The sequence below is a fragment of the Streptomyces sp. NBC_01445 genome (assembly GCF_035918235.1).
Taxonomy (GTDB): Bacteria; Actinomycetota; Actinomycetes; order Streptomycetales; family Streptomycetaceae; genus Streptomyces.
The window spans coordinates 5,589,912-5,612,006 of the sequence record NZ_CP109485.1; the positions used below are offsets into that span (position 1 = coordinate 5,589,912).

Annotated in this window: 22 protein-coding genes; 6 read left to right on the forward strand and 16 right to left on the reverse strand. The window is 70.3% G+C overall.

What is annotated here, in order from left to right:
* Positions 1–49 precede the first annotated feature (49 nt).
* Positions 50–211: a hypothetical protein gene (locus OG574_RS25485; RefSeq protein WP_199841879.1), complete on the reverse strand. Its 162-nt coding sequence runs from the start codon at positions 209–211 to the stop codon at positions 50–52.
* A 100-nt stretch (positions 212–311) separates the two neighbouring features.
* On the opposite strand from OG574_RS25485, the gene OG574_RS25490 reads away from it, so the two are divergent.
* Positions 312–1,190 (forward strand): hypothetical protein, encoded by an 879-nt coding sequence (locus OG574_RS25490; RefSeq protein ID WP_326775089.1) that lies wholly within the window; start codon positions 312–314, stop codon positions 1,188–1,190.
* Positions 1,191–1,287: 97 nt separating this feature from the next.
* Complete coding sequence (locus tag OG574_RS25495) at positions 1,288–1,479, forward strand: hypothetical protein (RefSeq protein ID WP_100595594.1); 192 nt, start codon at positions 1,288–1,290, stop codon at positions 1,477–1,479.
* 93 nt (positions 1,480–1,572) lie between these two features.
* On the opposite strand, the gene OG574_RS25500 is transcribed toward OG574_RS25495, so the two are convergent.
* Positions 1,573–1,923: a metal-sensitive transcriptional regulator gene (locus OG574_RS25500; protein ID WP_100595595.1), complete on the reverse strand. Its 351-nt coding sequence runs from the start codon at positions 1,921–1,923 to the stop codon at positions 1,573–1,575.
* Positions 1,924–2,111: 188 nt separating this feature from the next.
* Between OG574_RS25500 and OG574_RS25505 the strand changes: the two genes are divergently transcribed.
* Both OG574_RS25505 and OG574_RS25510 read left to right on the forward strand, forming a co-directional pair.
* Complete coding sequence (locus OG574_RS25505; RefSeq protein WP_100595596.1) at positions 2,112–2,732, forward strand: DUF47 domain-containing protein; 621 nt, start codon at positions 2,112–2,114, stop codon at positions 2,730–2,732.
* Between the two features lie 9 nt (positions 2,733–2,741).
* Positions 2,742–3,740 (forward strand): inorganic phosphate transporter, encoded by a 999-nt coding sequence (locus OG574_RS25510; RefSeq protein WP_100595597.1) that lies wholly within the window; start codon positions 2,742–2,744, stop codon positions 3,738–3,740.
* Positions 3,741–3,847: 107 nt separating this feature from the next.
* On the opposite strand, the gene pstB is transcribed toward OG574_RS25510, so the two are convergent.
* The 12 genes from pstB to mshD all read right to left on the reverse strand — a co-directional run bounded on the left by pstB (position 3,848) and on the right by mshD (position 16,494).
* Positions 3,848–4,624: a phosphate ABC transporter ATP-binding protein PstB gene (gene pstB / locus OG574_RS25515; protein WP_100595598.1), complete on the reverse strand. Its 777-nt coding sequence runs from the start codon at positions 4,622–4,624 to the stop codon at positions 3,848–3,850.
* Between the two features lie 25 nt (positions 4,625–4,649).
* Positions 4,650–5,720, reverse strand: a complete 1,071-nt coding sequence (gene pstA / locus OG574_RS25520; protein ID WP_326775090.1) for a phosphate ABC transporter permease PstA — start codon at positions 5,718–5,720, stop codon at positions 4,650–4,652.
* Positions 5,717–6,718 (reverse strand): phosphate ABC transporter permease subunit PstC, encoded by a 1,002-nt coding sequence (gene pstC, locus OG574_RS25525; protein ID WP_326775091.1) that lies wholly within the window; start codon positions 6,716–6,718, stop codon positions 5,717–5,719. Before pstC ends, pstA begins: the two co-directional genes overlap by 4 nt.
* A 99-nt stretch (positions 6,719–6,817) precedes the next feature.
* Entirely contained in the window at positions 6,818–7,948 is a 1,131-nt protein-coding gene (pstS, locus tag OG574_RS25530; RefSeq protein WP_100595601.1) for a phosphate ABC transporter substrate-binding protein PstS, read from the reverse strand.
* A 238-nt stretch (positions 7,949–8,186) separates the two neighbouring features.
* Positions 8,187–8,645 carry an NUDIX hydrolase gene (locus tag OG574_RS25535; RefSeq protein WP_326775092.1) on the reverse strand — a complete coding sequence of 153 codons (459 nt, stop codon included), beginning with the start codon at positions 8,643–8,645 and terminating at the stop codon, positions 8,187–8,189.
* A complete protein-coding gene (locus tag OG574_RS25540) occupies positions 8,642–9,703 on the reverse strand; it encodes a CHAD domain-containing protein (protein ID WP_326775093.1) in 1,062 nt (353 codons plus the stop codon). Before OG574_RS25540 ends, OG574_RS25535 begins: the two co-directional genes overlap by 4 nt.
* Complete coding sequence (locus OG574_RS25545) at positions 9,684–12,056, reverse strand: RNA degradosome polyphosphate kinase (RefSeq protein WP_442816849.1); 2,373 nt, start codon at positions 12,054–12,056, stop codon at positions 9,684–9,686. Before OG574_RS25545 ends, OG574_RS25540 begins: the two co-directional genes overlap by 20 nt.
* A 112-nt stretch (positions 12,057–12,168) precedes the next feature.
* Entirely contained in the window at positions 12,169–13,116 is a 948-nt protein-coding gene (locus tag OG574_RS25550; protein WP_326775095.1) for an ABC transporter permease, read from the reverse strand.
* Positions 13,113–14,123: a hypothetical protein gene (locus OG574_RS25555; protein WP_326775096.1), complete on the reverse strand. Its 1,011-nt coding sequence runs from the start codon at positions 14,121–14,123 to the stop codon at positions 13,113–13,115. Before OG574_RS25555 ends, OG574_RS25550 begins: the two co-directional genes overlap by 4 nt.
* Positions 14,120–15,040, reverse strand: coding sequence for an ABC transporter ATP-binding protein (locus OG574_RS25560; RefSeq protein WP_326775097.1), 921 nt, complete (start codon positions 15,038–15,040; stop codon positions 14,120–14,122). Before OG574_RS25560 ends, OG574_RS25555 begins: the two co-directional genes overlap by 4 nt.
* A complete protein-coding gene (locus OG574_RS25565; RefSeq protein WP_442816936.1) occupies positions 15,037–15,426 on the reverse strand; it encodes a GntR family transcriptional regulator in 390 nt (129 codons plus the stop codon). The genes OG574_RS25560 and OG574_RS25565 overlap by 4 nt, the downstream gene beginning before the upstream one ends.
* Positions 15,427–15,561: 135 nt before the next feature.
* Positions 15,562–16,494: a mycothiol synthase gene (mshD, locus tag OG574_RS25570; protein ID WP_326775099.1), complete on the reverse strand. Its 933-nt coding sequence runs from the start codon at positions 16,492–16,494 to the stop codon at positions 15,562–15,564.
* Positions 16,495–16,666: 172 nt separating this feature from the next.
* On the opposite strand from mshD, the gene OG574_RS25575 reads away from it, so the two are divergent.
* Entirely contained in the window at positions 16,667–18,478 is a 1,812-nt protein-coding gene (locus OG574_RS25575) for a bifunctional metallophosphatase/5'-nucleotidase (RefSeq protein WP_326775100.1), read from the forward strand.
* 127 nt (positions 18,479–18,605) lie between these two features.
* Complete coding sequence (locus OG574_RS25580) at positions 18,606–19,889, forward strand: LmeA family phospholipid-binding protein (protein WP_326775101.1); 1,284 nt, start codon at positions 18,606–18,608, stop codon at positions 19,887–19,889.
* Between the two features lie 7 nt (positions 19,890–19,896).
* Here the strand turns inward: OG574_RS25580 and OG574_RS25585 are convergent, their stop codons facing one another.
* Together OG574_RS25585 and OG574_RS25590 are read right to left on the reverse strand one after the other, a co-directional pair.
* Positions 19,897–21,333 (reverse strand): HAMP domain-containing sensor histidine kinase, encoded by a 1,437-nt coding sequence (locus OG574_RS25585; protein ID WP_326775102.1) that lies wholly within the window; start codon positions 21,331–21,333, stop codon positions 19,897–19,899.
* Positions 21,330–22,061, reverse strand: coding sequence for a response regulator transcription factor (locus tag OG574_RS25590; RefSeq protein ID WP_326775103.1), 732 nt, complete (start codon positions 22,059–22,061; stop codon positions 21,330–21,332). Before OG574_RS25590 ends, OG574_RS25585 begins: the two co-directional genes overlap by 4 nt.
* Between the last annotated feature and the right edge of the window lie 34 nt (positions 22,062–22,095).

Here is a 22,095-nt window from a genome sequence, read left to right on the forward strand (position 1 = left end):
GGTACGAGACGTCTTTGGGGAGCGCGGGGTTCCACGCCGGGCGGTCGGGTCAGGGGCGGGCCGTGTGCTCCTCGGCGTCGCTTCTCGCCTTCGAGCGGGCTCTGCGGGAGGGGCCGCGCCAGCCGCAGGTGCAGCGGGCCAGGCAGAAACGGCCTTGTTCGGCCGTGGTCGTCTGGTGAGTTTCGGGGAGTTCGGACTGCTCTTGTGCCACACCTCAACGGTACGCGTGACGGGTGCAGGCAACTGTCGTTATCCGGTCGACAGAGGGGCCGCGGACGCTCGGACCGACAGGGCTTGGGGGCAGACAGGCGATGGTGCAGCACGGACGCGCAGCACGGGCGGTCGCAGCGGCCGCGGCGGTCGGAGTGATGGGCCTCACCACCGGTTGTTCGGCCGCCGCCGAGGCGGACAACGAGAGCCCGGCCGACTCCGCCGCCGCCGTCCACGACGCGGCCGACCGCCTGGTCAGGGAGGGCAGTTCCAAGGCCCGTACGTCCATGGAGATGGCGAGCGGCGGCACCCGCGTCACCATCAGGGGCGAGGGCGTCTACGACTACCGGGCGCGCGTCGGGCAGTTGAAGGTGGTGCTTCCGCAGGATCCTTCCGGCGCCGAGGAGCACCGCCCCATCACCGAACTCCTCGCGCCCGGCGCCCTGTACATGAAGAACCGGGGCGCGGGGGTGCCCGCCGACAAGTGGGTGCGGGTCGAGACGGCGTCCATGGCGGACGGGAACCTGGTCACGGGCGGGGCCACGGATCCGCTGGCCGCCGCCGAACTGCTGCGGGGCGCGCGCAAGGTGACGTATGTGGGGGAGAGCGAGCTCGCCGGGACGGACGTGCGGCACTACCGGGGGACCGTCGACATGGCGGCCGCCGCCCACGCCGCCTCCCCGGCCAGCCGGCAGTCCCTGACGGCCGCGGCGAAAGGGTTCGCCAAGGACCAGGTGCCGTTCGACGTGTACCTCGACGACGAGGGCCGGATCAGGAAAGTGCGGCACCGGTTCAGCTTCGTGAATACGACGAAGGTGACGACTGCGGTGAAGGGGAACGGGAAGGGGCAGGGCCAGGGCGGGAAGAGGGACGTCGTCGATGTGGCGTCCACCACTCTGCTCTACGGCTTCGGAGTTACGGCGAATATCGAACTTCCCGACACAAAGGACATCTTCGCCGGGAAGATCGCCGAGAATTAGCCGTCCGGAAATGGTCCGTCCGTGCCATGCGCAGTGCGTAGGCCGCTCCCTACTCTAGGAAGTCGGTTACGGCTACGGCTTACGGCTGGAAGAGGTGATGAACGTGGCTCCGGTGGGCGGCACGGCGGTTCATGACCACGTCGCCCTCGCCGAGATCGAGCTGTGCGGTGAATTGATCATCGCGGCTTCGGCCGCGGATGAGGACCGGCTCAGTGCGGACCGTATCGACGAGGTGCTGAGGGTCGCCGAGGAACGGTGGCCCCGGGGCGAGGGGTTCCGGGAGTCCTGAACCCGTGAGGGGCGCGGCCGGTCGTCCGGCGCGCCCCGGCTCCGGGTCGCGTATCTCACAGGGGCAGGGCGCGCGGTGCGCGTCCCGGGCGTCTCAGGTGCGCAGCATCCTGGCGATCGCCTTCGTCGCCTCCTCGACCTTCGCGTCGATCTCCTCACCGCCCTTGACCGCCGCGTCGGCGACGCAGTGGCGCAGGTGCTCCTCGAGGAGCTGGAGCGCGAAGGACTGGAGAGCCTTCGTGGAAGCGGAGACCTGCGTGAGTATGTCGATGCAGTAGACGTCCTCGTCGACCATGCGCTGCAGGCCCCGGATCTGGCCCTCGATGCGGCGCAGGCGCTTGAGGTGCTCGGCCTTCTGGTGGTGGTACCCGTGGATTCCACGGTCGTGGTCCGTCACTGTCCCGCCGTCGTGGTCGGTCACGATCTCGGTCGCTTCCGTGGTCATCGCGTCCTCCCGTTGTATACCCCTAGTGGGTATATGGTACCGAATTTCGAGGGGGTCCGACGGGTTCGCGGGACCCCGTGCTCATCACAGTGCCCGATGGGCGACACTGGGGTATTGCCGGTTAGCCGTGGCCGGATGATGCGCCTAGCATCAGCCTGACCGAATCCAAAGCACCCCGAGGACCCCACGTGCGCTTTCGTCTGACCCCCAGGGAGACGAGCTTCTACGACATGTTTGCCGCATCCGCGGACAACATCGTCACGGGCTCGAAACTCCTGATGGAACTGCTCGGGGCGGATTCCTCCGCCCGGGCCGAGATCGCGGAGCGGATGCGGGCAGCGGAACACGCCGGTGACGACGCCACCCACGCGATTTTCCACCAGCTGAACTCCTCGTTCATCACGCCCTTCGACCGCGAGGACATCTACAAGCTCGCGTCGTCCCTCGACGACATCATGGACTTCATGGAGGAGGCCGTCGACCTCGTCGTCCTCTACCAGGTCGAAGAGCTTCCCAAGGGTGTGGAGCAGCAGATCGAGGTTCTGGCGCGCGCGGCCGTGCTGACCGCCGAGGCCATGCCGAACCTGCGGACCATGGACAACCTCACCGAGTACTGGATCGAGGTCAACCGGCTCGAGAACCAGGCCGACCAGATCCACCGCAAGCTGCTCGCGCAACTCTTCAATGGCAAGTACGACGCCATGGAGGTCTTGAAGCTCAAGCAGATCGTGGATGTGCTCGAAGAGGCGGCGGATGCCTTCGAGCACGTGGCGAACACGGTGGAGACCATCGCCGTCAAGGAGTCCTGAGGCCTTCTCATGGACACCTTCGCACTGATCGTGACGATTGGCGTCGCGCTCGGATTCACGTATACGAACGGCTTTCACGACTCGGCGAACGCCATCGCCACGTCGGTCTCCACGCGTGCGCTGACGCCTCGGGCGGCGCTCGCGATGGCCGCGGTGATGAACCTCGCCGGTGCCTTCATGGGAAGCGGCGTTGCCAAGACGGTGAGTGAGGGGATCATCGCCACTCCCGAGGGCGGCAAGGGGATGGGCATCCTCTTCGCCGCGCTCGTCGGCGCGATCATCTGGAACCTGGTCACCTGGTACTTCGGCCTGCCGTCCTCGTCGTCGCACGCGCTGTTCGGCGGCATGGTCGGCGCGGCGCTCGCCGGCGGGACGGCCGTCTACTGGTCCGGCGTGCTCGACAAGATCGTCATCCCGATGCTCACCTCGCCGGTGATCGGTCTGATCGTCGGCTATCTCGTCATGTGCGCGATCCTGTGGCTGTTCCGGCGGTCCAACCCGCACAAGGCCAAGCGCGGCTTCCGTATCGCGCAGACCGTGTCGGCGGCCGGCATGGCGCTCGGCCACGGTCTCCAGGACGCGCAGAAGACGATGGGCATCGTGGTGATGGCCCTCGTCATCTCCGGGCACGAGACCTACAGCGACCCGATCCCGGTCTGGGTCAAGCTCGTCTGCGCGCTGATGCTGTCCCTCGGTACGTACGCGGGTGGCTGGCGCATCATGCGGACCCTCGGGCGCAAGATCATCGAGCTGGACCCGCCGCAGGGTTTCGCGGCGGAGACGACCGGTGCGTCGATCATGTTCGGTTCGGCGTTCCTGTTCCACGCGCCGATCTCGACGACGCACGTCATCACCTCGGCGATCATGGGCGTCGGCGCCACCAAGCGCGTGAAGGCGGTCCGCTGGGGCGTCGCCAAGAACATCGTCCTGGGCTGGTTCATCACGATGCCGGCCGCGGCGCTGGTCGCGGCGGGGAGCTTCTGGATCGTGAATCTGGCCTTCGGCTAGTACGCAGTCTTCGTACGAAAAGAGGGCCCGCCCCCCGGGAGCCAGGGGGCGGGCCCTTTTGCCTTGCGGTGGCACCGCCATGCAGCACCGCAAGGAGCTGGTGGTGTCTAGCCGAAGCGGCCCGAGATGTAGTCCTCGGTGGCCTGGACCGACGGGTTGGAGAAGATCCGCTCGGTCTCGTCGATCTCGACGAGCTTGCCGGGCTGGCCGACCGCGGACAGGTTGAAGAACGCCGTGCGGTCCGAGACGCGGGCCGCCTGCTGCATGTTGTGCGTCACGATGACGATCGTGAAGCGCTCCTTGAGCTCGCCGATCAGGTCCTCGATGGCGAGGGTCGAGATCGGGTCGAGGGCCGAGCAGGGCTCGTCCATGAGGAGCACCTGGGGCTCGACCGCGATGGCGCGGGCGATGCACAGACGCTGCTGCTGGCCGCCGGAGAGGCCGGAGCCGGGCTTGTTCAGGCGGTCCTTGACCTCGTTCCAGAGGTTGGCGCCCTTGAGGGACTTCTCGACGACGTCGCCGAGCTCGCTCTTCTTGTACGAGCCGTTCAGACGCAGGCCCGCCGCCACGTTGTCGAAGATCGACATGGTGGGGAACGGGTTCGGGCGCTGGAACACCATGCCGACCGTGCGGCGCACGGCGACCGGGTCGACGTGGGTGCCGTAGAGGTCTTCGTCGTCCAGGAGCACCTTGCCCTCGACGCGGCCACCGGGGGTGACCTCGTGCATGCGGTTCAGGGTGCGCAGGAAGGTGGACTTGCCGCAGCCGGACGGGCCGATGAAGGCCGTCACGGAGCGGGGCTCCACGGTCATCGAGATGTCCTCGATCGCCTTGTGGGAGCCGTAGTACGCGGTGAGGCCGCTGACGTCGATTCGCTTGGCCATAACTAATTCACTTCCAGATGCCGCGTCAGCGGCCGGTCTTGGGGGCCTTCCAGCGGGCGATGCCGCGGGCCACCAGGTTGAGGATCATGATGAAGGCGATGAGGACGAGAGCCGCCGCCCATGCACGGTCGTACGCCGCCGGGCTGCCGCCGCTGTTCTGGTACTGCTGGTAGATGTACAGCGGCAGCGAGGACTGGGGCCCCTGGAACGGGTCCGTGTTGATGAGCGGGTTGCCCCAGACCAGCAGCAGTACGGGCGCGGTCTCACCGGCGATACGGGCGATGGCCAGCATCACACCGGTCGTGATGCCGCCGATCGACGTCGGCAGGACGACCTTGAGGATCGTGCGCCACTTCGGTACGCCGAGCGCGAGGGAGGCCTCGCGCAGCTCGTTCGGGACGAGCTTGAGCATTTCCTCGGTGGAGCGGACGACGACCGGGATCATCAGGATGGACAGCGCCATCGATCCGGCGAAGCCGGAGTAGCTGAAGCCGAGGATCAGGATCCAGAAGCTGAGGATGAACAGGCCCGCGACGATCGACGGGATGCCCGTCATGACGTCGACGAAGAAGGTGACCGCCTTGGCGAGCTTGCCCCGGCCGTACTCGACCAGGTAGATCGCGGTGAGCAGGCCGATCGGCACGGAGATCAGGGTGGCGAGGCCGACCTGCTCCAGGGTGCCGATGATGGCGTGGTAGATGCCGCCGCCCGGCTCGTAGTCGGTGACGACGCCCATCGAGTGCGTCAGGAAGAAGACGTCCAGGACCTTCACGCCGCGCGAGACGGTCTCCCAGATCAGGGAGACCAGCGGGATCACGGCGAGGATGAAGGCGACCCAGACGACGCTGGTCGCGACGCGGTCCTTGGCCTGGCGCTTGCCCTCGACGGCGGTGGCGATGCCGTACGTGCCGAGCACGAACAGGACCGCGGCGATCAGACCCCACTGGATCTGGCTGTCGAGTCCGGCGCCCAGGCCGATCGCGCAGCCGACCGCGACGGCGCCGGCGGCGATGGCGTACGGGGCCCAGCGCGGCAGGCGCGCGGCGCTGAGGGAGTTGGTGCCGGGGGCCGGCGGGGTGATGGTTGCGTTGCTCATGCGTTGGCCCCCGAGTACTCCTTGCGGCGGGCGATGATCGCGCGGGCCGCACCGTTCACGACCAGCGTGATGATGAACAGGACCAGACCGGAGGCGATGAGCGCGTCACGGCCCTGCTCGGTGGCCTCGCTGAACTTCGCGGCGATGTTCTGCGCGAAGGTGCCGCCGCCCGGGTCGAGCAGGCTGGCGTTGATCTCGAAGCTGGGGGAGAGGACCGTGGCGACGGCCATGGTCTCGCCGAGCGCGCGGCCGAGGCCGAGCATCGAGGCGGAGATGACGCCGGAGCGGCCGAAGGGGATCACCGACATGCGGATGACCTCCCAGCGGGTGGCGCCGAGCGCGAGCGCGGCCTCCTGGTGCATCAGGGGCGCCTGCCGGAAGACTTCACGGCTGACGTTCGTGATGATCGGGAGGATCATGATCGCGAGCAGGATGCCGACGGCGAGGAGGGTGCGCGGGGCGCCGCCCTGCCACTCGAGGATGCCGGTCCAGCCGAAGTAGTCGTTGAGCCAGCTGTAGAAGCCGGTGAGGTGCGGCACCAGGAAGAGGGCGCCCCACAGGCCGTACACGATGGACGGTACGGCGGCGAGCAGGTCGACGACGTACGCGATCACGCCGCCGATCTTCTTCGGCGCGTAGTGCGTGATGAACAGCGCGATGCCGACGGCGATCGGGACGGCGATCGCCATGGCGATGACCGAGGACACGATCGTGCCGAAGGCGAGGACCGCGATGCCGAAGACCGGCGGAGTGGCGTTGGCGTTCCACTCGAAGGTCGTGAGGAAGTTGCCGTCGTTCTTGGACAGCACCAACGAGGCGCGGTAGGTGAGGAAGGCCGCGATGGCGGCCATGATCACCAGAAGCAGGATGCCGGAGCCGCGCGAGAGACCGAGGAAGATCCGGTCACCGGGGCGGGTGGCGCCGCGGGCCGCGCGCTTTTGCAGCGTGGGCGGGTCGGCGGGGGCGGGTGGAGCAGTCGTCTTCGTGGATATATCCATGGGGTTCTCCGGTCTGCGGAGCCGCGGTCGGGCGGCTCCAGGCGGCGATGCACCGGACGGTGCGGCCCGCCCCCGATCGGGGACGGGCCGCACACTGGGTCAGCTCAGGCTCGCGACGGTCTCGCGGACCTTGGCGTTGATCTCGGCGGGGATGGGCGCGTAGCCGAGGGCCGCCAGGGAGTCCTGGCCGTCCTGGCTCGCGATGTAGGTGAGGAAGGACTTGGTGGCCTTGAAGGTGTCGGCCTTGTTGCCCTTGTCGCAGACGATCTCGTAGGTGACGAGGGTGATCGGGTAGGCGCCGTCGGCCTTCGTCGCGTAGTTCAGCTCGAGGGCGAGGTCCTTGCCGGTGCCCACGGTCTTGGCCTCGGAGATCGCCTTGGTGGCGTTCTCGACGGTGGCCTTGACCGGCGCGGAGGCGCCCGTGTCGAGGTCGACCGTCTTGATGCCGTCCTTGGCGTAGGAGAGCTCGAAGTAGGAGATCGCGCCGGCGGTCTGCTTGACCTGCTGGGCGAGGCCGGAGGAGCCCTGCGCCGACTGGCCGCCCTTGGCCTGCCAGGCCTTGCCGCCCGAGTACTTCCAGTCCGCCGGGGAGGCGGCCTTGAGGTACTTGGTGAAGTTGTCCGTGGTGCCGGACTCGTCCGAGCGGTGGAACGCCTGGATCTTGGTCTTGGGCAGCTTCGCCTTGGGGTTCAGCTTGGCGATGGCCGCGTCGTCCCAGGTGCTGATCTTGCCGTCGAAGATCTGGGCGAGGGTCTTGGCGTCCAGGACCAGGTTGTCGACACCCGGGACGTTGTAACCGACCGCGATCGGGCCGCCGACCATCGGGAGGTCGATGCCCTGGCCGCCGGAGCAGACCTTCTTGGAGGCGGTGACCTCTTCGGGCTTCAGCGCGGAGTCCGAGCCGGCGAAGGCGACCTGGCCCTGGGTGAACGCCGTGACACCGGCGCCCGAACCCTCGGGCTTGTAGTTGATCTGAACGTCCTTGCACTCGGCGGTGTACGCCTTGACCCAGGCCTGGATGGCGTTGGCCTGCGCGGAGGAGCCGTTCGCGAGGAGCTGGCCCTTGGCGTCGTCGCACTTGATGCTGCCGGCCTTGGCCGTCGGGCCGCTGCTCGAACCGCCGTTGGCACTCGTGTCGTCCGAGCCGCACGCCGTGAGGGCCAGGGCGCCGGAGACGGCGATGGCGCCGAGGGAGAGGGCGCGGAGCCGGTTCTTGCGCTGAAGCTTCACTTTCGGATGTTCCTTCCAGGAGCCGCCGGTCGGAGATCCGGGACGGCGTGCGAAGTCTGTTCGTTCCAGGTAGGCGGTGCGGTGTTCGCCCTTGTGGGCGACTCGCACCGTGTACGGCCGAAATTAGGCAGGACAGGTGAAGCGACCGATGGGCATGAGTGAACGGCGGGTGAACCTCGGCGGTCGGTGCGGTGAGGTAATGTGTGACGTTTTGTGACGGCGCGGATACTTATTGCGACTATGCCAGGTGGAGGGCGTTGAGCAGCGCGTCGACGAGCGTCTTGTCGCGGGGCTGGGACAGACGGTGACGGGCGGCGGCCGGGGCGAGCCAGGCGACGCGGTCGACCTCGCGGTTCGGCGTGAACCCGCCGTCCGTCGCCTCGGCGGCCCAGTAGTCGACCCGCTTGGGCCGGCCCCTCGCGATGTAGCGGGTGGTGGGGAGGCGGGCGCCGGGAGCGCACTGGAAGCCGGTCTCCTCCGCCACCTCGCGCAGCGCGGCCGCGAGGGCCTCCTCGCCGCGCTTCAGCTTGCCCTTGGGGTGCGACCAGTCGTCGTACTTGGGCCGGTGCACGAGGCAGATTTCGATGGGGGCCTCCCCTGCTCGCTCGAAGTCGAGAGCTTGGGGAACGTCGTCGTAGGAGGAGCGGCGCCACAGCACGCAGCCGGCCGCGTGGATCGTGTCGTCGCCGCTGCTCATGTGGTGTGGACCGTCTCCTTCAGCCAGGCCCGCTGGAACGCGAAACGGGCCGCTTCCACCTCGTGGCGCTGGTCGGCGTGCAGGACGCCGAGCGCGTAGGCCGTCGCCGGGGCGATGCGCGGGGTGCGGGCCGCGTGGGCCGCGGCGGCCGCGGCCTCGGCGGCGTCCCGGTGCCGGTCGAGCGAGGCGGCCGCCTCGGTCTCCGCGTCGGTCGGCCCGCCGCCGGGTCCGCACGGCACGACCTCCCGGGCATAGCGGTGCAGCCGCAGCAGGAGGCGTACGTGGTGCCAGGGCGCGTCCTGGGACGGGGGCGCCGTGTCGGCGGTGAGGCCCTGGACGAGTGCCTCCGCGTTGTAGGGGTGGCCCGCCCGGTGGAGGGGGAGCGCGGCGACGGCCTCGGCGAGGCGGGACTCCGCGGTGGCGGCCAGCGCGTCGAGGTCGGCCGGGGCGGCGCGCAGCGGGACCTCGCTGGCGAGTACGGCGACGTTGTCCGCGACCGCGTGGAAGCGGGACGAGCCGAGTGCTTGCAGCGCCGTCGAGTGGGCCCGGGTCCGGGCGAGGGTGAGCTGGCGCTCCAGGAGGGCGCCCGCCTTCGCCGCGCCCACGGTCAGATTCCCCGAGGCCGTGTTCTCGTTGCGCGGCAGCTGGGCCGTGCCCACCCGCCCGGCGAGAGCCGCGGGGGCCTGGGCCGGGACCGCGTGCGCGCCGGAGAGCCGGTGCAGCGCGGAGAGCAGGCGCTCCAGGCGGCCCGCGTACGCGTGTTCCTGCGCCAGCGTGCCCGACAGCCACGCCAGTTCGGGGCGCAGCGCGTCGGACCACTCGGGGTCGAGGAGGGGACGGAACGTGTGGAGCGTGCCGCTGATGCGGCGGGCCGAGCGGCGCAGGGCGCGCGCCGCGTCGGCCGCCTCCTCGGCGGTTCCCCCGGATGCGGCGCCGCCGCTCTCGCGGTGCTGCCGCAGGGAGCGCAGGAACTCCGTGGCCTGCTCGCGCAGATGGGCCGCGACGACCTCGCCCGCGGAACCCTCCGCTCCCGTTGTCTCAAGGTGTTGCTGTGCCACGCCGGCGCCTCCGGGCGTCTATGAGCATCTCCTGTACGTTCCGCAGGGGCCGGCCCTCCGCGTCCTTGGCGTGCCGGACCCAGTTCCCGTCCGGTCCCAGATGCCAGGAGGCGGTGGTGTCGGACATCCCCGTCTCCAGGAGCCGGTTCAGGGCGCCGCGGTGAGCCGGGTCGGAGACCCGGACCAGGGCCTCGATGCGGCGGTCGAGGTTGCGGTGCATCATGTCCGCGCTGCCGAACCAGACCTCGGGCTCGCCGCCGTTGCCGAAGGCGAAGACCCGGGAGTGCTCCAGGAAGCGGCCGAGCACGGACCGTACGCGGATGTTCTCCGACAGGCCCGCGACGCCCGGCCGCACGGCGCAGATGCCGCGGACCCACACGTCGACGGGTACGCCGGCCTGCGCCGCCCGGTACATCGCGTCGATGACGGCCTCGTCGACCATCGAGTTGACCTTGAAGCGGACGTAGGCGGGGCGGCCGGCGCGGTGGTGCTGGACCTCGTTGTTGATCCTCGAAATGAGGCCGTCGCGAAGGGACTTGGGGGCGACGAGGAGACGGCGGTACGTCTCGCGGCGCGAGTAGCCCGACAGCCGGTTGAAGAGGTCGGAGAGGTCGGCGCCCACCTGGGAGTCGGCGGTGAGCAGGCCCAGGTCCTCGTAGAGGCGGGCCGTCTTCGGGTGGTAGTTGCCCGTGCCGACGTGGCAGTAGCGCCGCAGCGTTTCGCCCTCCTGGCGCACGACGAGCGACAGCTTGCAGTGCGTCTTCAGGCCGACGAGGCCGTATACGACATGGCAGCCGGCCTCCTCCAGCTTGCGCGCCCACTTGATGTTGGCCTGCTCGTCGAAGCGGGCCTTGATCTCGACGAGGACGAGGACCTGCTTGCCGGACTCCGCGGCGTCTATCAGCGCGTCGACGATCGGCGAGTCGCCCGAGGTCCGGTACAGCGTCTGCTTGATCGCGAGGACGTCCGGGTCCGAGGCGGCCTGCTCCAGGAACGCCTGCACGGACGTGGAGAACGAGTCGTACGGGTGGTGGAGCAGCACGTCCCGCTCGCGCAGGGCGGCGAAGATGTCGGGCGCGGACGCGGACTCGACCTCGGCCAGGTCGCGGTGGGTGCCCGCGATGAACTTGGGGTACTTCAGCTCGGGCCGGTCGAGGCTCGAGATGCCGAAGAGGCCCGTGAGGTCCAGGGGGCCCGGCAGCGGGTACACCTCGGACTCGCTGATCTTCAGCTCGCGCACGAGGAGGTCGAGGACGTAGCGGTCGATGGTCTCCTCGACCTCGAGCCGCACCGGCGGGCCGAAGCGGCGCCGCATGAGCTCCTTCTCCAGCGCCTTGAGGAGGTTCTCGGCGTCGTCCTCCTCGACCTCCAGGTCCTCGTTCCGGGTCAGCCGGAACATGTGGTGCTCCAGGACCTCCATGCCGGGGAACAGTTCGCCCAGGTGCTTGGGCGCCGAGATGACGTCCTCGATGGGGACGTAGCGCTGCGGCGAGGCCTCCAGGAAGCGGGAGAGCAGCGGCGGCACCTTGACGCGCGCGAAGTGGCGGTGCCCGGAGACCGGATTGCGCACGACGACGGCGAGGTTCAGGGACAGGCCGGAGATGTAGGGGAACGGGTGCGCGGGGTCCACCGCCAGCGGAGTGAGCACCGGGAAGATCTGCTGCTTGAACAGCGTGAAGAGCCGGGACTGCTCCTTGTCGGTGAGCTCCTCCCAGCGCACCAGGTGGATGCCCTCGTCGGCGAGCGCGGGGGCGACGTCCTCCTGGAAACAGGCGGCGTGCCGGGCCATGAGCTCGCGCGAGCGGTTCCAGATCAGCTCGAGAACCTCACGGGGCTGGAGCCCTGAGGCCGAACGGGTGGCGACGCCTGTCGCGATACGGCGCTTGAGTCCGGCCACGCGGACCATGAAGAACTCGTCCAGGTTCGACGCGAAGATCGCCAGGAAGTTCGCCCGCTCCAGGAGCGGGGTGTCCGGGTCCTCGGCCAGTTCGAGCACGCGCTCGTTGAAGGCGAGCCAGCTGCGCTCCCGGTCCAGGAAGCGGCCCTGGGGCAGCTCGGCGCTGTAGTCCTCGAACTCGTCGGGGTCGGCGTCGATGTCGGACGTGAGCTCGGGGAGATCGGGTTTGAAGTCACCGCCTGCCACGGTGTGCGGGCGGTGCGCGGCTATCGAGCCGACAGACGGCTGCGCCTGCCGGTCGGAGGCCTGGTCCTGGGCGTTCTGCTGGCTCATGGCCCCATTCTTCCGCGCCTGGACCACGATGGGCGCGTCGGAGAGCGCGGGCGTGAGGCGGAGTCTCCCGTTCGGGGAGCGCTCCGCCGGTGCCCCGGTGGGGTCGGGCGCGGCGGGCTGCATTCTGTGAGGGTGGCAAGCCCGTCTGAATGGTTGGTTACGGCGACATGACGTGCGGGGCATGGCGGGGCGTCCCGGGGACGTCCACAGACGCCCCGACAGGCCCCGCGGTCGCCTACGGCCGCAGATTCCTGCGCAGGAGGGCGAAGACCGCCGTCACCGTGAGTGCCGTCAGGCCGAGGAGGATGCCCGTTTCGACGAGCTGGAGCGGCCAGAAGTGGGACGACGGCTGGAACTCGCGGTAGAAGCCGGTGACATTGTGCCGGGCGAGGCAGCTCGTGCTGTCGCGGCACAGGGGATCGGCGATGTGGGCGCCGCTCGCGGTGACCGCGCCCTCGTCGAGGAAGAGGCCGGTGAAGCCCCGGTAGCCCTCGCGGACATTCCCGGTGACGGTGGCGGCGGGCCACAGGCGGCCCCGGATCTCGCCGAGCGCGGTGATCACGATGCCGGTGAGGGCGAGCGAGACACACATCGACGTGATCACGCGCCGGGAGATGAACGCGACCAGGGCGCCGAGTGCCAGGCCGAGCAGCGGGAGCGCGACGGCGGTCGGGCCGAGGACGCCGTAGATGCCCTCGGTGAACCACTGGTTCGAGGGGAGGCTGCTCGCTCCCGACGCCACCAGGCGGCGCAGGGCCACGAGGATGCCGGTGCCGACGACGAGGAACGCGGCCGGGACGGTGAGCTTCGTCGTCAGCCAGCGGGCCGGGGAGACGGACTGCGTCCACGCGAGGGCGGCGGTGCCGCGCTCCAGCTCGCGGCCGAAGAGCACCCCGCCCGCGAAGGCGGCCGCGATCGCGGGCACGAACATGATCAGGCTCGTGGTGAGCATGAGCACGTACTCGTACGTGCCCGCTCCAGGACCCGTGACCGTGCAGGTGTTCGTGACGCCCGCGACGCACCTGCCGGCGATGTGCAGCCCGGAGAAGCCCGGCCCCCACAGCCACAGCAGCATCGCGGCGGTGATCGCGACGTAGGCGACCCACAGCCACAGGGCGAGCCGGTGCACCTTCAGCACGGTCCAGGTCAGCCCGGTCGAGGGGGAGAAGGTGGCGGTGCTCATGCTGCGGTCTCCTTCTTCGGCTGGTGCGTGCGCGCCTGGTACCTGCGCAGGACGAGGAACGCGCCGACGACGGCGAGCGCGGTCAGGGCGAGCAGGATGCCCGTCTCCGCGAGCTGGCGGGGCCAGTAGTCGGGCGAGTGGAGGTAGGTGCGGGTGAAGCCGGTGATGTCGTGGCGGTCGAGGCACTTCTGGCTCAGGTAGCAGCCGGGGTCGGAGACCTTGGCGCCCGAGGACGTGATCGCCTTGCTGTGGACGGGGAGTTCGGGCTGAAGACGCGAGAACGGCGAGTGCTGGAACGGCCAGTTGTTGCCGCGCAGCGCGCCGGCCAGGAGCTGCACGACACCCGCGACCACCAGGGCCGGCAGCGTACGGCGCAGGACGAGGGCGGCGAGCACGCCGACCGCGAGGCCGAACAGGGCGGTCGCGACGGTGGCGGGGCCGATGGAGAAGTAGAACGAGCGGGGGCCGATGCCCGCGACCAGCAGGTGGTTGTGCGCGTTCCACACGAGCCGGTACAGGACGACGATCAGACCCGTTCCGACGCCGACGAACACCGCGGGCACGGCCAGCTTCGCGGCCAGCCAGCGGGCGGGCGACACGGACTGGGTCCACGCCAACTGGGCGGTCCCCAGCTCCAGTTCGCGCGCGATGAGCGGTCCCGCGGCGAACACGGCGATCGCGCACGAGGCGATGCCTATCAGCGAGGACGGCTCGTAGAAGAGCGAGTCGAACGAGCCGCCGATGAGGATGACCGGGGCCGACCCCTGGAACGCGTTGTCCTGTGCCCCGGAGTAGCCGAACACGTCGAACGCCTTCTGCGCCGCGCTCGCGCCAGGTCCCCACAGCCACAGCAGCAGGCCCGCGGTGAGGGCGACATACGCCGTCCACACCCACAGCGCGGTGCGGTGCAGGCGCAGCACGGTCCAGACGAGGCCGTCGGGGCCGGGGAGGGTGCGGCGCGCGGTGGGGCGGCCGGTGCTGCCCGCGTTGTCGATGAGTGTCGTCATGCCGTCACCGCCACGGCGGACGCGGCCGTGCCCGGGGTGATCAGCGCCGGGGCGCCGGGGTTGCGCAGATGGGCGAGGATCAGCTCCTCCATGGACGGCTCCTGCGCCTCCCACGCGCTGTCGAGCGGCCCGTCGCGGCGGATCAGGGCGGTCAGTCCGCGGCCGGCGGCGCGGGACTCGACCACGGTGTGCGGAGCGAGGTCGGCGGCCGTGCCGCGCCCGGTGACCAGGCTGTGCGCGGCCGTCAGGTCGTCGATGCCGCCGCCGAGCCGGATGCGGCCGGCGCCCAGGAGCAGCAAGTGGTCGCAGGCGTCGGCCAGTTCGGCGACGATGTGCGAAGACATCAGGATGGTGGTGCCGTGTTCGGCGGCGTCCGCCATCAGCGTGCCCATCAGCTCGTGGCGGGCCAGCGGGTCGAGGTCCGCCATCGGCTCGTCGAGGAGCATCAGCTGGGGGCGCTTGCCGAGCGCGAGGGCGAGCGCGACGCGGGTGCGCTGTCCGCCGGAGAGTGAGCGGACCCGGGCCGCGGGGTCGAGGTCGCCCTGCTCGATGATCCTGTCGGCGTACGCGGCGTCCCAGTGGCCCGGGTTCAGCTCGGCGCCCATGCGCAGGGTGTCCGCGATGGAGAGCTGCGGGTACAGCGGCTTGTCCTGCGAGAGGTAGGCGACGCGGTCGCGGTGCACGCCGGGGGCGGCGCCGAGGACGGTGAGGTGCCCCGAGCTGGGGCGCAGGAGCCCCGCGGCGATGGCGAGGAGGGTGGACTTTCCCGCCCCGTTGGGCCCGACCAGGGCGCTGACCCGCCCGGCGGGCAGCCGGAAGGAACACAGGTCGAGCGCGGCGTGGCCGTGACGGCCGTAGCGCTTGCCGAGCCCTGTCGCCTCGATGGCGACGGCCGGGGTGGTGCTGGTGGAACTCACTGTTCCCCCTTCGGGAAGTTTTCGTCCAGTACGGCGCCGAACAGGGCGGCCGCGTCCTCGCGGTCGAGGCCCGCGGCGCGGGCGCGGCGGGCCCAGCCGGCGAGTTCGGCCCGCAGCGGGGAGTCGGCCGGGGCCACCGCGCCGAGCGTCCTGCGGACGAACGTGCCGAGACCGCGGCGGGCCTCGACCAGGCCCTCGCGCTCCAGCTCGCGGTACGCCTTGAGCACGGTGTTCGGGTTGATCGCGGTGGCTTCGACGACCTCGCGGGCCGTGGGCAGCTTGTCGCCGGGCGCCAGCAGGCCGAGGCGCAGGGCCTGCTGGGTCTGCTGGACGATCTGCAGATAGGTGGCGACGCCGCTGCGCCGGTCGATCCGGTACTCGACCACGTTCTTCAACACCACCCTTTCACTAATCAAGTAGTGAAAGGGTGGTGCAAGAGAGGGGCAGTGTCAAGTGACGACTGCCCCTCGGGTGCTGCTCGCCCGTGTTCTGTTGTTCTGTGACCGTTGTTCTGCGACCGGCTACGACTCCGTGCGGTACATCAGGTCCGTCTCGTGCGTGACGAAGCCGAGGCGCTCGTAGACCGTGACCGCCGGCTTGTTGTCGGCGTCCACGTAGAGCATCGCCGTCGGCATGCCCGACGCGGCCAGATGCCGCAGGCCCACCGCCGTGAGCGCCTTGCCGAGGCCGCCGCCCTGGTTGCCGGGCGCGACCCCGACGACGTACACCTCGCCGAGCTGCTCCTCGGCGTGGACCTTGGTCCAGTGGAAGCCGATGACCTCGCCGTCGCCCTCCCGTACGGCGAGGAAGAAGCCGGCCGGGTCGAACCACGGCTCGGCCTTGCGGTCGTCCAGGTCGCGCTGGGTCAGCGAGCCCTGCTCGGGGTGGTGGGCGAACGCCGCCGCGTTCACCGCGAGCCAGGCCGCGTCGTCCTCGCCGGGCACGAAGGTCCGGATGGCGACGCCCTCGGGCAGCACCGGCTCGGCGAGCGGGGGCCCCTCGGCCAACGGGCGCCGCATCTGGCGCAGTTCACGGAACAGGGTCAGGCCGAGGACCTGCGAGAGGTGCCGGGCCGCCGAGTGGCCGCCGTGCGCCCAGACCCGCAGCCGCTTGCCGGACGCGCCGAGCAGCGCCGAGCCGAGCGCCCGCCCGTGCCCGTGCCCGCGGTGCGCGGGGTGCACGACGAGTTCGGCGGCCGGCGCCTCGATCGGGTCGGTGTCCTCCAGCTGGCCGTACCCGATCAGCTCGCGGTCGACCTTCAGCAGGAAGTGGCGCACGCCCTCCCTGGGGCCGCCGCGCAGTTGCAGCCTGCCCTGCTCCGACACCGCCTGCTGCCCGTCGGCACGGGCGGCGTCGACGAGGATCTCCAGGACGGCTTCCGCCTGGTCGGGAGTGAGGGCGGTGAGCGTCTCGATCTGGCGGTCGGGGGCGGTGGGCACGGCATCGCTGGTCATGCACAAGAGGGTACGGCGACGGGCCCGTGCCGGGCTTGCGGCGGGTGATGGCAACCAGCCCGTAACCGGCAAACACCTGTTGTGCTACGCGCGTTGACCCTAGGCTGCCGACTTGGTCACGGCACACCGCCACCACCGCCGCCTCACAGCACCCACACAGGGGGACGTACCCATGACTCCGCTGACACCACACAGGCCCGGGCGCCGCGCCGCATCGCGGCTACTCGCCGCCGCGGCCGGGTTCGCCACCGTCGGCGCGCTCGTCGCGGCGCTGCCCGCGAACGCCACGCAGGACCGGCACCACGGGGACGAGCACCGCCGCACGGTCGACGTGCAGCTGCTCTCCTTCAACGACTTCCACGGCAACCTGGAGCCGCCGGCCGGCTCCTCGGGCCAGGTCACGGAGAACCTGCCGGACGGCACGACGAGGAAGGTCGACGCGGGCGGCGTCGAGTACCTCGCGACGTCCCTGCGGACGGCCAGGAAGAGCCACCCGTACAGCGTCACCGCCGCGGCCGGCGACCTGATCGGGGCCAGCCCGCTGCTGTCGGGGCTCTTCCACGACGAGCCCACCGTCGAGGCGATGAACAAGCTCGACCTGGACGTCACGAGCGTGGGCAACCACGAGTTCGACGAGGGCGCCACGGAGCTGGCGCGCATGCAGAACGGCGGCTGCCACCCCAAGGACGGCTGTTTCGAGGACGGCAAGAAGTTCAAGGGTGCCGACTACCCCTACCTCGCCGCCAATGTGACGAACGAGAAGACCGGCAAGCCGATCCTCGCCCCCTACTGGGTGTGGAAGCACAACGGCGTGAAGATCGGATTCATCGGCGTGACCCTTGAGGGCACCCCCGACATCGTCTCCGCGGACGGCGTCAAGGGCCTGAAGTTCCACGACGAGATCGAGACCGTCAACAAGTACGCCAAGATCCTCGACAAGCAGGGCGTGAAGTCGATCGTCACGCTCATCCACGAGGGCGGCGTGCCGGCCTCCGGCTCGTACAACTACGACTGCGACTCCCCGAGCGGTGGCGCGGGCATCTCCGGCCCGATCGTCGACATCGCCAAGGGCATCTCGCCGAAGGTCGACGCGCTGGTCACCGGCCACACGCACAACGCGTACGTCTGTACGATCCCTGACCCGTCCGGCAAGCCCCGCCTGGTCACTTCGGCGTCCTCGTACGGGAAGCTCTACACGGACACGACGCTGACGTACGACCGCCGCACCAAGGACATCGTGCGTACGTCGGTGAAGTCGGCCAACCACGTGGTGAGCCGCACGCAGCCGAAGGCCGCGGACATGACCGCGCTCATCGGCCGCTGGAACAAGATGGCCGCGCCCGTCGCGGGCCAGCCCGTCGGATACATCTCGGCGGACATCCCGGGCCGCGGCGCCGCCTCGCCGGAGGCGCCGCTCGGCGATCTGATCGCGGACGCGCAGCTCGCGCACGCCAAGACCCTCGACCCGAAGACCTCGCTGGCCCTGATGAACCCCGGCGGCGTGCGCTCCGACCTCGTGTACAAGGCGAGCGGCAGCGAGGGAGACGGTGTCGTCACCTACGGCGAGGGCTTCACCGTGCAGCCCTTCAGCAACACCGTGAACCTGGCCGACCTGACCGGCGCGCAGGTCATCGCCGCGCTCCAGCAGCAGGTCAGCGGTTCCAACGAGTCCTCGCCGAAGATCCTCCAGCCGTCGGCGGGCCTGACGTACACGCTCGACATGACGAAGACGGGCGCGGCCCGGGTCGTCGTCGACTCCATCAAGCTGAACGGCGCCGCGATCGATCCGGCGGCGACCTACCGCGTCGCGATGAACTCGTTCCTCGCGGGCGGCGGCGACGGCTTCGCGGCGCTCGGCCAGGGCAAGAACCCGCTGGTCGGCAGCGACGACCTGAAGGCGTTCAACGACTATCTGACGGCCAACTCGTCGGCCACGTCGCCGATCGCGCCCCCGAAGGCGGACCGGATCACGATCGTGAAGTGATGGCTGTTACGTGAGGGTTGTGACGATCCTGAAGTGACGTATCGCACGGTCCGGTGGGCGGCCGAAACCGGTGCTTACTGGGAGTAAAGCTTAGCGGTGGGGTCGGTTCGTATGGTGAAATCTCACGATGCGTTCCCCCCACCGCATAGCCATGTCCACCGACCCGTCAGATGCGTGGACGGAGGAATCCGTTCCATCCGGCACCGTTTCATCACGCACCGCTCCGTCCGGCACCGCCCCGCCGAATCCCTACGACGAGCTGGGCACCCTCGCGGACAACCCGCTCGACGAGTTCCTGCACGAGGACGACCCCGAGGCAGGCCTCGACGACCAGCCCTGGTCCAGGCCCAACCACCGCCGCGGCAGCCGCCGCCGCAACCGGTTCGCCGGACTCCCGCTCGCCACGAAGGCCGTCGTCGGGATCCTCGTCCTCGCCGCCTTCCTCACCCTCGCAGACCGCTGGGCCCTCCTCTACGCGGAGCACCGCGCAGCCGACCGGCTCAAGGACCAGCTGCACCTGAGCGCCGCGCCCGAGGTCGACATCGAGGGCTTCCCGTTCCTCACGCAGCTCGCCGACCGGCGCCTGGACGAGGTGAAGGTGACCGTCCCCGACGTCGCCGCGAGCCGCGTCTCCCTCGCCAAGGTCTCCGCGACCATCCGCGACGTGACGATCGACGGCGACGGACTCACCGATGTGCGCGGCGCCCGCATCGGCGGCATGACCGGCGAGGTCCTGCTCTCCTTCGACGACCTGAACCGCGAACTCGGCGCCTCCCAGGTCACGTTCAGCGGACAGGGCCGCGACCGGGTCCTCGCGCGCGGCACGCTGCCCGTCGCCGGACACGACCTGAAGGTGCGCGCCGACGCCACGATCCGGCGCATCGGTGACACCGGCATCGCCACCGACATCGGCGGCATGCGGCTCGACATCGGCGACCTCGCCACGTACCGGCCCGGCACCCGCCCGTCCGAGGGCCTGCACCTGAGCCGCCGCTCGGTGACGCGCCTCGCGACCGAGACCGCCAAGGCGAAGGCCCTGCTGTCCGTGCCGTCGCTCGTGCACCGGCTCGGCGTGCCCGACTCGGCCGTACGCGCGGCGCTGCGCAGCGACCGGCGCCTGAGCGAGCTCACCGGCTCACCGCGCTTCGTGCACCAGCTCATGTCCCTGAACCTGGTCGACCTCGCGCTCGCGCACCCGGCGCTCCTGAAGAGGTTCGGCCTCGACCCGGCGCTGCTCCAGGGCCTCACCCGGCTCACCCGCCCCGAACTCGCCGACCGCCTCTCCCTGGCGTTCCGCCTGCCGAAACTGCCGGGCGACGGGATGGGCGACGTCCGGCTGAGCGACGTGAAGGTCGAGAAGGACGGGATCCGGGTCGGGCTCACCGGGGAGGGGCTGGGCTTCGAGCGCTAGGGGCCCCCTAGGGCGTGTCCAGCGCGCCTTCGGGGACCTCCGGCGGAGGCGTCGGGGCCCCCGGCAGCTGCACCGTAGCGACCGTGCCGCCGCCCTCCGCGGCCCCGAGCGCGACGGTGCCGCCGCAGCTCTCCACCGTGCGCGCCACGATCGACAGGCCCAGACCCGAACCCGGCAGCGCCCGCGCGCTCTGCGAGCGCCAGAACCGGTCGAAGACGTACGGGAGTTCATCGGCCGGGATGCCGGGACCGTGATCGCGCACGGTCAGCCGGCCGCGCATGAGGTGGACCTCGATCGTGCCCTCGGGCGGGCTGAACTTGACCGCGTTGTCGAGGAGGTTCACGATTGCGCGCTCCAGGGACGCGGGCTCGGCCCGTACGTACCAGGGCGCCAGCTCGGAGGTGATCGTCAGCTCGGGCCCGCGCAGCGCGGCGCGCTCCAGCGCGGTGCGGACCGTGTCGTGCAGGGCGACGACCTTGAGGGGCGCGTCGCCGGCCGTCAGGCCCGTACGGGACAGCTCCTGCAAGTCCCCGATGAGCGCGGCCAGTTCGCTCATCTGCGCCTTGAGCGAGGCCATCAGCGCCTTGCGGTCGTCCGGCGGGATCGCGCGGCCCGTCTCGTCGCTGCGGGTGAGCAGCTCGATGTTGGTGCGCATCGAGGTGAGGGGCGTGCGCAGCTCGTGCCCGGCGTCGGCGATGAGCTGCTGCTGGAGGTCCCGCGACGAGGCGAGCGAGGCGGTCATGGAGTTGAAGGACGCGGACAGCCGCGCGATCTCGTCGTCTCCCTCCACGGGGATGCGCACGGTGAGGTCTTCGGTACGGGCCACGTGCTCGACGGTGTCGGTGAGTTCGTCGACGGGGCGGAGCCCGGACCGGGCGACCCAGAGTCCGGCGGCACCGGCACCGACGACACCGATGCCGGCGACCAGAGCAAGGACCAGCCCGAGTTTGCCGAGTGTGTCGTCGACTTCGCTGAGCGGCCGGGCCACGGACACCGCGGCCCGGTACTCGGGCAGAGGGTACGTGTAGACCCGGTACTTGGAGCCGTTGCCGGCCGTCGCGTCGTGGGTGGTGTCCGGTGCCTTGCTGTTGGCGACGTCGACGTCCGCCGGGGTCACCTCGACGGACTGCTTGCCGTAGATGACGCAGCTGTTGCCGTCCCGGTCGACGATCTGGATGACCTGCTTGAAGAGCCCGGGGTCGTCCGGGTTCAGAACGACGCGGCGGCAGTTCCCGTCGGGGTCGATAAGGCGGGCGACGACGTCAGGACTCAGACGGGCCGTGCCCTTCAGAGCGTCGTCCAGCGAATTGACCAGCGCGCTCTGCACGACGAACCAGCACACCGTCGCTGCCACAGCCACCGCCACTGCCACTGCCGTGGTCACCAGCAGCGCCAGCCGCGACCGCAGGGGAAGCCTTCGCAGCCGCTGTGCCACCCGGGTCACTCCCCACCGCCCCGCAGCACATACCCCACACCCCGCACGGTATGAACGAGCCGCGGCTCCCCGCCCGCCTCCGTCTTCCGGCGCAGGTACATCACGTACACGTCCAGGGAGTTGGAGCTCGGCTCGAAGTCGAAGCCCCAGACCGCCTTGAGGATCTGTTCGCGGGTGAGGACCTGGCGCGGGTGGGCGAGGAACATCTCCAGGAGCGTGAACTCCGTGCGGGTCAGCTCGACGGTGCGCGCGCCGCGCGTGACCTCGCGGGTCGCGAGATCCATGCGCAGGTCGGCGAAGGACAGGACGTCACCCGCGTCGTCCGCCGGGCCCGCCGCCGAGGCGTAGGCGCTGCGTCGCAGCAGCGCCCGTACGCGCGCGAACAGCTCGTCCAGTTCGAACGGCTTGACCAGGTAGTCGTCGGCGCCCGCGTCGAGCCCGGTCACGCGGTCGCCGACGGTGTCGCGGGCCGTGAGCATCAGGATCGGCGTCCTGGACCCGCCGGCCCGCAGCCGCCGGGCGGCCGTGAGGCCGTCCATGCGCGGCATCTGGATGTCGAGGACGACCAGGTCGGGCTGGTACGCGGCCGCCTTGCCGAGAGCGTCCGCGCCGTCGACGGCGACCTCCGTGCCGTAGCCCTCGAAGGCGAGGCTGCGCTGGAGCGCCTCGCGGACGGCGGGTTCGTCGTCGACGATGAGAATGCGCTGGGGTTCGCGGTCGCCTTCGGCGGGGCTCATGGGCGGGCTTCCTCGGTGGTGGGGACGGTGGTGG